The sequence below is a fragment of the Bifidobacterium jacchi genome (genome assembly GCF_009078285.1).
In the GTDB taxonomy this organism is placed as follows: Bacteria; Actinomycetota; Actinomycetes; order Actinomycetales; family Bifidobacteriaceae; genus Bifidobacterium; species Bifidobacterium jacchi.
This window is the reverse complement of sequence record NZ_RQSP01000025.1, coordinates 29,253-38,323: the sequence shown is the minus strand read 5'-3', so window position 1 is coordinate 38,323 and position 9,071 is coordinate 29,253. Positions and strand designations below refer to the sequence as shown.

Genomic DNA, 9,071 nt, shown 5'->3' with positions numbered 1-9,071 from the left:
CCGTGGTTCTTCTTGGTCGATGAGCGGTCGATGAGTAACCTACTCGAAAAGCGCCATTCCCCTACCATCCCAACGGCTCAGCAACGAACCACCACCCACGATAACGACAGAAGCACCCTTTTGTTGCTTTTGAGTCGGTTGCAGCGTCGGTGGACGAGCCGGCAGTTGGTGAAGCTCAATGGGTCGCCGCCTCGGCTGACTGGGATGAGCTCGTCGACCTCCGCCCTCAATGGGTGCGGTGTCCTGAGGCTTTTGTCGATGGGTTTGCCGCAGATGGCGCATGTGTCGTAGGCGGCGAGCACGCGCCTGCGTAGCTGGTCGCGTCTCCAGCCGTTTGTGCGGCGTGGGTTGGTGCGAGTCATTGTCGTCCTCGCTGTAATGACGTTGTGGCGGGCGGAGCACATTCGCGACTGGTTTGGACCCGGTTGCGCCCGATCGGGGAGCCGCCCATACGAGAACGGCCGCATCACGCCGATGGGGTGTGGTTGCGGTCGTTGTTCGATCATTCCCGTTGCATGGTAATGACCAATCTAGTAACAGTATGCGTGACAGTCGCGGGTTTTGTCAAATCGGCTTGCCTGTATCAATCTGTATCAATCTGCATCACTCCGTCACGGGCGCGTGTGCCGTCGGCTGCGCCGCGCGCGCTCGTATCCGGCGAGGCGTGTGTGCGCCTGCCATACGTCCCAGATGAGGTAGACGGGCGCGTTCCCGTCGTGGCCGATGGGTTGGATGATGCCGCGTTGGCCCCATTTCTTGATGGTGTCCGCCTTGATGCTGATGCCCCACGGCTCCAATAGTCGCGACAGTTGGGCGGGCGTGCCCTTCACGCCGCTGAGCCTCAGGCGGAGCATGTCGAGTTGGTGGATGTCCTTGATGCGGTATTCGCCGCCGCATTCGGGGCATGGGATGTAGCCGCCGGCGAGCTCCTGTTCGTCGGCGCGCAGTTCGGTCGCGCAGGCGGGGCACCAGCCGATCATGCGCACGTCGCTGGGCGGGTCCAGGAGGAGCCGGACGCGGTTGGCGAGCCGATACGTCTCGTCGGTCAGGAGGGGCAGTTCGGGCAGCGTCTCGTAGCGGGGGAGGTTGGCGAGCACTCCCTTGTACAGGTCGCGCACGGTCATGTGGCGCGTGGGGTGGAGGCCGCCCGCGTGGATGAGTCGGCGGGCGTGCATGGCCATGTCGTCGCGGATCTGGAATGCGGCGAGGTTGACGGGCAGCATCGCCGTCGACGCCTGTGATCGTCGCCCGTTGGCGTCGTCGGCGATGCTGGCGTGACGGTCGGCGATCAGGCCGCTCGAATACGCCGCCGTCGAACGCGTCTACGACAATCCCGTGACCCTCGCCCGCGAACTCGACGTGCTCCCGTGGATCGTCGCCGCCTACCGGGCATGGCTCCACGGCCTCGCCACATAGACGCCGCCCGCCACTCCATTTCGAGGAGGGTTCTTCTTGAGTCGTTCGCGGCGTTTGCGGGCCGCGTCGAGAGATACGCCGAATCTGGCGGCAATGTCGATAAGGCTGCGCCCTTCTTGGACGGTTATCCGTTGCGTGAAACGTACGATGAGGTTTGACCAACATACATAGTTGTGTTATATTAGTTATGTCGGCAAAACGGAACAGTGAAAGGAGGTGAACATGGACGAGATCTGGAAGGCGATCGAAGCCGTCGGCTCCCTGCTCGTCGGGATAGCGGCCATCATCGCCGCGCTCAAATCCGACGACGGCGAGCCGCGCGGGCCGAAACCCAAGCCGCCACGCGGGCGGCGCAGGCGGCGCAGGCAGGACAAGGGCTGCAGATGCCGAATAACCCTAATATCCGGAGCTGCGGCCCCCTCCCAGACTAATCCATGGACCATCATGAACGCAAAGAACACATACGGGCTCGTCTCGCTGGCATGCGGCGCGATGTGCCTCATCCTCGCCGTCGGCGGGCGGGCCGTCGCCGCCGGTATCTTCGGAGCCACCGCCGGCGTCTTCGGTTGCCTCGCAGGAGGTCGGCGATGACTGAACGGTATCTGAGCCTCAAGGAGGTCGGCGAGCGCCTCGGCGTGAAGAACCCGGCGGCGAGGGGGTATCGTCTGCCGGAGCCCGACGTGCTGGTCGGCACGACGCGCGGCTGGCGGCCGGAGACCATCGACGCGTGGAACGCGGCGCGGCCCGGTCGCGGGGTCGGCGGAGGCCGGCCGCGCAGGCATCCCGAGGAGTGAGACATGGCGAACATCACGAAATACACCACAAGTAGGGGTGAGACCAGGTATCGCGTCCGCTACAGGAAGCCGGACGGCTCGCAGACCGACAAGCGGGTGCCGTCGGCATCGCTTTGCTGCTTCGTGGCTTACCGCTCCATAGTGTGGCACCGCCCAGCTCACTCGTCGGAGGGCGTTGTCCCCTACTCAACCGATTACGAGACACCGATTACGAGACAGGACACCAGCCTTTCGCGCAATAGAAAACCCCTCCGACGGCTGGGGGAGGAAACGCCGTGGAGGGGAGTATTGTCAGGCCGGCCCGGTGCTCAATGGCACTGAACATGGTCCTGAACAATGCCCTGCATGGTCAGGACCATATTCAGGACCATGTTCAGGAGCGGTCACAAATCGTTCAGGCACATATGCGCAGACCGGACCGGCGGAATGGTCAGGCCTTGCGGCCTTCAAGCACCTTGTAGGCGAAGCCGACCACGAGCACGTATACGCAGCCGATGGCCATCACCAGGATGCCGCCGATCTGGCCGGCACCCGCGGCGGCGCCCATGACGGGCGGGAAGATCGCGCCGCCGATCAGGCCCATGAGCATCAGACCGGAGACCTCGTTCTGGCGGTCCGGACGGTACATGAGCGCGTGGGAGAGGAACAGCGAGAACACGTTCGAGTTGCCGAAGCCGACCAGTGCGACGGCGGTCCAGAACAGCCACTGCGGCGGGTTGGTCGGGGTGAGGGCGAAGATCGCGAAGCAGATCGCCGAAAGCGTCATGATCACGCCGCAGATGCGCATGCCGAGCTTGTTGCTGATCTTCTGCAGGACGATGCCGCCGGTGAAGCAGCCGATCATACGTGCGATGAAGTAGACCATCGTCGCGTTCGTCGCCACGGTGAGCGCGATGTCGGTGTGCTCCATGAGGATGCGCGGCGCCTGGGCGTTGATGCCGACGTCCACGCCGACATGGGCCACGATGCCGAGGAAGCACAGCATGATGATGCGGTCGGAGAACAGCAGCTTGAAGCACTTGCCGATGGTCGTGGTGCCCGCGTCGGGAGCCGGTTCGTCGATCTTGTCGAAGGCGAGCAGGATGTAGCCGAGGATGCCGACCGCGAAGTAGATCACGAACAGGATCCACCACATGCCGACCTCGACGGTCTGTCCCTTCGCATCAACGTAGGTGTATGTGTAGGCGTGGATGGAGTTGGCTCCCCACTGGGCGATCCACGGGGCGAACAGCGAGGCGAACGCCTTGACGAACTGGCCGGTGGTCAGCGTGGAGGCGAGCTTGTCGCCCTTGACGAACACCGTGAGCAGCGGGTTGAGCGACACCTGCATGAGCGTGTTGCCGATGCCGAGGAATGCGAACGAGATCACGATGAGCACCAGCTGCGCGGTGGACTTCATCGGGAAGAGCAGGTAGGCGACGATCGGCAGCGCCATCGCCACAAGGGTGACGAGAATGGACCACAGCACGGTCTTGCGGCGTCCGATCCGGTTCATCAGCACGCCGGTGGGCACGGAGAAGATGAGGAACCAGAAGAACACCATGGTGGTGAACAGGTTCGCGGTGCCGTCCGCGAGCTCGAATTCGGCCTTGACGTAGTTCGTCGCGGTGCCGACGAGGTCGACGAAGCCCATGACGAAGAACGCGAACATGACGGGCAGGATCTTGGCGAATCCAGCGTTGCCGCTCTTGGCGGTGGTGGTTGCGGTGCTCATGATGATCTACTTCCTTGTGTTCAATGAGTCACTATGGTCTGACGATACTGGTGGTCACTTCGCCTGTGCTTCGGCGAGGTAGTCGGGCATGTGCTCGGGGTATTCGGGCCATGCGCCGTTGGCGGTGCACACATACGCGGCGGTGTTGACGGCCTTGCGATGGGCTTCGGCCAGCGAGTCGCCGAGCAGCGTACGCGCGGTGAAGGTGCCGGAGAAGGAGTCGCCGGCACCGACGGTGTCCACGACCTCGACGTGCGGGGTGGCGAGCGTCGAGGATTCCCCGTTGCGCGAGATGATCGTGGAGAAGGTGGAGCCTCCGGTCAGGATCACGTAGTCGAGGCCGAATTCGCTCATGAACCAGCGGCAGGCGTCGTCGTCGGACGTGCCGCGGATGTCGAACATGTCGCGAAGCAGCAGCAGCTCGGCATCGTTGATCTTGAACACGGTGGCGAATCCGAGCAGCTCCTGGATGAGCTCCTTGGAATAATGATCGCCTCGCAGGTTGATGTCGAAGAACTTCATCGCGCCCGGCTTGGCGTGCTTGAGCAGCTCGATGATCGTGTCATGCGATTCGGGGGAGCGCAGCGCCAGCGTGCCGAAGCAGATCGCGTCGGCCTGTTCGACCACGTCGATGAGCTCGCGCGTGTACAGGAGGTGATCCCATGCCACGCCCTTGACGATCGTGTATTCGGGGATGCCGTTCTTGAGCGAGATCTCGACGGTGCTGGTCGGCCACGCGTTGCGCTGGATGATCGAGTGGATGCCGGCCTTTTCGGCTTCGACGAGCAGTTCGTCGCCGAGCTCATCCTGACCGACCGCGGAGATCGAGTAGCCCTCCGCGCCGTTCATCATCGCATGGTAGGCGAAGTTGACGGGTGCGCCGCCGGCGCGCTTTCCGCTGGGCAGCATGTCCCACAGGAGTTCTCCGAGGGACAGGACGATGGGCTTGGCCATGATGATGGTTCCTTTCCTTGTTGGTTGGTTTATTGCGGTTGTTGTTGCTGTTGTTGAGTTATGGATTATGGATGGGAAGATTTGGTGGCGCGACGCGCGGCTATGTCAGGTCGAAGAACAGCGAGGGGTGCTCCAGGAACTGGGTGATGGCCACGGCCGCCGCTCCGTTGAGCGCCGCGTCGGCGGGCAGTTTGGAAAGCGTGATCGTGGTGGTGTCGTTGAGCTCGGGAATCGCATGGCGATCCACGACGCTCTGCACCTCGCGAAGCAGGAGGGGGCCGGCTTCGGCCACGATGTCGCCGATGACGATTCGCTCGGGGTTGTACGCGTTGAAGATCGTCACGGCTCCGAACCCGACGTATCGGCCGATGCGTCGAACGATGCTCACGGCGTCCTTGTCTCCTTCCGAAGCCATGGCGAACAGCCGCCTGCATGCCTGGTTGTGGGTGAGCTGCCTCGAATCGTCCACGATGCCGGCCTCGTCGATCATCTCGTGAATGGCGGGGGTGGAGCAGTAGCGTTCCAGGCACCCGACATTGCCGCATTCGCAGGGCCGGCCATCGATGTCGATGCTGATGTGGCCGATTTCGGTCGCCGCGCCCAGCGACCCGTTGACGAGTCGCCCGTGGTCGATGACGCCCAGTCCGACGCCTTCGCCGAGCAGGTAGTATGCCAGATCCTCGGTGGAGACATCCGGGCTGAACAGGTACTGTGCGAGGGCTCCGGCGCGGGCGTCCTGCTCGACGAACAGGGGGACCGGCACGGAGGGGCGAAACTCTCGCAGGAAATTGACCTTGCGCCATTCTCCCATGGATGAGACCACGGCGATGCGGCCGATGTGACGCAGGTAGGGACCGGGGACGGCCATACCGACGGCGATGATGGCTGGATCGGAGGCGATGAGATCGTTGAGCGCGGCATGCACGCGCGCGACGGTCTCATCGACGGCGTCGTTGGTCACTTCGGGAAGGTTTTCGACGTTGATGGGCGCTCCGGCGAGGTCGAAGACGCCGATCTGGACGATGCTGCGCGCGAATTTGACGCCGATGACGTGGTATTTCGCGGTGTCGAGCTTCAATCCGATGGAACGACGGTTCTTGCGGCCTTCGATGCCGCCGGTCTCCTCGATGATGCCCGCTTCGATGAGACGGGCGGTGATCTTGGTGATCGCCGCGGGGGTGAGGTTGAGGCTTTTCGCAATGGTCGCGCGCGAGCTGACGCCATGCTGGTAGAGGTGATGCATGATCTGGGAGCGATTGGATTCGGATATCGTCGCTCGTGCGGTGATTCCCGCGGTCTCCTCCATCATGACCTCCTTTGCTTCTTCGCGCGTTGTCGCTGTCGCATCTCGCCCGACTGCCGGGTGTCGATAAGACTGTGGTGGTGACGTTCGCTCTTCGCTGAACTTGGTTTATAGATTAACCTTGTTAATCCATAAACGCAATTCACTATAACTTCGGCGTGTCGCGGTTGCGGCGACGATGCGAAGGTGCCGAGGTGATCGCCTCAATGCGGATGCGGGTCTCGTGAGGTGGTACGGTGTGAACATGTGGCCGGGCATTCGCTGGCCGAGAGACATCGAAGGAGATGGACCTATGACATTGGAGATTGCCGTTCAGGGTACTTCCGGCGCGCGCATCGCGCTGGAGGAGGGTGCGGACCGCATCGAGCTGTGCGTGGCTCTGGGGGAGACCGGAGGGCTCACGCCGAGCTTCGGTCTGATCCAGATGTGTGCGCACGTCGGCGTGCCGCAGGGCGTGCAGGCACTGATCCGCCCGCGTGGCGGCTCGTTTGTGTTCGATGCCGATGAGAAGGACGTGCAGCTGGCCGATGTGCGATCGTCCATTCTCGCCGGTGCCAGCGGTGTGGTGGTCGGTGGGCTCAATGCGGACAACACCATAGACGAGCCGTTCGCCCGGGCGCTGATCACCGCCGCACGCGATGAGGCGCAGCGATGCAACCGCAAGGTCCAGGTGACGTTCCATCGCGCGTTCGACATGGTGCCGGACCAGTTCGCCGCGCTTGACCAGCTCATCGACATGGGATTCACTCGCGTGCTCACCTCCGGCGGCGCGCCGACGGTGCCGGAGGGGCTTGGTCGTCTGCATGACCTGGTGGAGCATGCTGCCGGCCGCATCGAGATCCTCGCCGGCGGCGGACTGCGGCCGGAGGGGTTCCAGGATGCGTTCAACGCCGGCATCACGGAGCTGCACCTGTCGGCGAAGCGGCTCATGCCCTCCGACGGCGGCCCCGGCGGCGGAGGACGTCAGGGATTCGTCGAGCGCACCGACCGTGAGCTGGTGCGTCGCGCGGTCGAGGCGGCCCGCCGCTGAGGTCGGTTTCGCCTATGCCGGTGGCGTCTGGTCGGCGGAGTCTGGTTTGTGGCGGCTGGCGCGTCAGTCGTGTTCTGTCGGCGTCCTGTGCCGATCCGCACGTTGATCGGTGACGATCGGTGACGCGACGCATGATTGGACGCGGCGGATGCGAGGGCCTATGCGCTGCATCGCCCTGAGCGCGACCGAATAACACGCGTGTCGCATCGTGTTCGACTGTGTGCTATTGTGTGAGGTAACAGCTCGTGTAACCGGTTCCACGGTGCTGGCAAAAGGCTCAGCGAAGGGTTTGCGCCAGTCGTCGGGAAGAGGGTTATACTTGCGTTGACAATGACCGCAGTGTTATTGTAAACATTGTTAACAAGAAACTGCCGAGGAGGTGGAACGCAGTAAACAACGCTGGGTGATAGATGTCGGATGCCGAGTTTCGAGTCTCGACACACGTTTGTTAAGGACGTTGACAAATATCATCGAGCGGCCTACAGTAACAACTAGTCATCACGGAGGAGTGATGACATGACTCGAAGAGGAGTAGAAAATGATCTCACGTAGCAATCGTGTAAAGCTGGCTCTGGCCTCGCTGACTGCGATGGCCATAGGTCTGGCAGGTTGCGGTGGCGGCGACACCAACAAGGCCGACAACAGCAACACCGGCGACGAAGTCGTCAAGCTCACCTATCTGCATCGTCTGCCCGACGGCGACGGCATGACGAAGGTCGACGACATCGTGGCCAAGTGGAACAAGGAGCACCCGAAGATCCAGGTCACGGCCAGCAAGTTCGACGGCAAGGCTGCCGAAATGATCAAGAAGGTGGAGAATGACATCAAGGGCGGCGAAGGTCCGGACATGTTCCAGGCCGGTTACGCCGAGGTCCCGGAGATCTTCAACAAGGGTCTGCTGCAGGATGTCACCCAGTACGCCGAGAAGTACAAGGACCACTTCGCTGAGGGCTCCTACAACCTCGCCGGTGTCGCCGGCAAGCAGTACGGCCTTCCGCAGGACAGCGGCCCGCTGACCTACTTCTACAACAAGACCGAGTTCGAGAAGCTGGGTCTGAAGGTTCCGACCACCAAGGACGAGCTGATCGAAGAGGCCAAGACGGCCGCCAAGTCCGGCAAGTACATCATGTCCTACCAGTCCGATGAGGCCGGCAACATGCTCTCCAGTCTCGCCGGCGCCGCAAGCCCGTGGTACAAGGTCGACGGCAACGCATGGGTCGTGGACGCCAACGGCACCGGCTCCAAGGCCGTCGCCGATGTCTACCAGGAGCTGCTCGACAACAAGGCCGTCGCCACCGCTCAGCGCTGGACCACCGACTTCGACGCGCAGATTCAGGATGGCTCCCTGATCGGCACCATCGCCGCCGCTTGGGAGGCCCCGCTGTTCATGACCTCCGATGGTGGCAAGCACTCCGGCCAGTGGGCCGTCACCCAGATCGGCGACTGGTTCGGCAACGGCACCAAGACCGGCCCTGACGGTGGCTCCGCCGTGGTCGTCTCCAAGAACAACAAGCACCCGGAGCAGACCGTGGAGTTCCTCGACTGGTTCAACACCCAGGTTCCGTATCTGGTCTCCCAGGGCCTCGTCCCGGTCGCCACGACCGAGGCTGCCAAGACCCCGTCTGATTGGGCCAAGTTCTTCGGTGGCCAGGACATCATGGCCGAGTTCAAGACCGCTAACGACAACATCAGCGAGTTCAACTACATCCCCGGCTTCTCCGCCGTCGTCGCTAAGATGAACGAGACCGCCGCCAAGGCCGTTGACGGCTCCGGCAAGGTCGCGGATGTCTTCGCCGACGCTCAGTCGACCTCGATCGAAACCCTCAAGAACTACCAGCTCTCCGTCAAGGAGTGATTGCG

Annotated in this window: 9 protein-coding genes; 4 read left to right on the top strand and 5 right to left on the bottom strand. The window is 62.7% G+C overall.

The features are described from left to right. Nucleotides 1-77: 77 nt before the first annotated feature. Nucleotides 78-362, bottom strand: a complete 285-nt coding sequence (locus EHS19_RS07470; RefSeq protein ID WP_151917142.1) for an HNH endonuclease — start codon at nucleotides 360-362, stop codon at nucleotides 78-80. Nucleotides 363-611: 249 nt separating this feature from the next. Then, nucleotides 612-1,223, bottom strand: a complete 612-nt coding sequence (locus EHS19_RS07465; protein WP_151917141.1) for a hypothetical protein — start codon at nucleotides 1,221-1,223, stop codon at nucleotides 612-614. 415 nt (nucleotides 1,224-1,638) lie between these two features. Here EHS19_RS07465 and EHS19_RS07460 point away from each other — a divergent pair, with 415 nt between their 5' ends. Together EHS19_RS07460 and EHS19_RS07455 are read left to right on the top strand one after the other, a co-directional pair. Continuing rightward, nucleotides 1,639-2,007 carry a hypothetical protein gene (locus EHS19_RS07460; RefSeq protein ID WP_151917140.1) on the top strand — a complete coding sequence of 123 codons (369 nt, stop codon included), beginning with the start codon at nucleotides 1,639-1,641 and terminating at the stop codon, nucleotides 2,005-2,007. Beyond that, nucleotides 2,004-2,210 (top strand): helix-turn-helix transcriptional regulator, encoded by a 207-nt coding sequence (locus EHS19_RS07455; RefSeq protein WP_151917139.1) that lies wholly within the window; start codon nucleotides 2,004-2,006, stop codon nucleotides 2,208-2,210. Before EHS19_RS07460 ends, EHS19_RS07455 begins: the two co-directional genes overlap by 4 nt. 430 nt (nucleotides 2,211-2,640) lie before the next feature. Here the strand turns inward: EHS19_RS07455 and EHS19_RS07445 are convergent, their stop codons facing one another. The 3 genes from EHS19_RS07445 to EHS19_RS07435 all read right to left on the bottom strand — a co-directional run bounded on the left by EHS19_RS07445 (nucleotide 2,641) and on the right by EHS19_RS07435 (nucleotide 6,187). Beyond that, complete coding sequence (locus tag EHS19_RS07445; protein ID WP_151917137.1) at nucleotides 2,641-3,924, bottom strand: MFS transporter; 1,284 nt, start codon at nucleotides 3,922-3,924, stop codon at nucleotides 2,641-2,643. Nucleotides 3,925-3,978: 54 nt separating this feature from the next. Further along, nucleotides 3,979-4,878, bottom strand: a complete 900-nt coding sequence (locus tag EHS19_RS07440; protein ID WP_151917136.1) for a carbohydrate kinase family protein — start codon at nucleotides 4,876-4,878, stop codon at nucleotides 3,979-3,981. 100 nt (nucleotides 4,879-4,978) lie between these two features. Continuing rightward, the gene (locus EHS19_RS07435; protein ID WP_151917135.1) at nucleotides 4,979-6,187 is read right to left on the bottom strand and encodes an ROK family transcriptional regulator; all 1,209 of its coding nucleotides are present in this window, start codon (nucleotides 6,185-6,187) and stop codon (nucleotides 4,979-4,981) included. Between the two features lie 286 nt (nucleotides 6,188-6,473). Here EHS19_RS07435 and EHS19_RS07430 point away from each other — a divergent pair, with 286 nt between their 5' ends. Beyond that, complete coding sequence (locus EHS19_RS07430) at nucleotides 6,474-7,211, top strand: copper homeostasis protein CutC (RefSeq protein WP_151917134.1); 738 nt, start codon at nucleotides 6,474-6,476, stop codon at nucleotides 7,209-7,211. A 538-nt stretch (nucleotides 7,212-7,749) separates the two neighbouring features. Next, a complete protein-coding gene (locus EHS19_RS07425; RefSeq protein WP_151917133.1) occupies nucleotides 7,750-9,066 on the top strand; it encodes an ABC transporter substrate-binding protein in 1,317 nt (438 codons plus the stop codon). The last annotated feature ends 5 nt before the right edge of the window (nucleotides 9,067-9,071 follow it).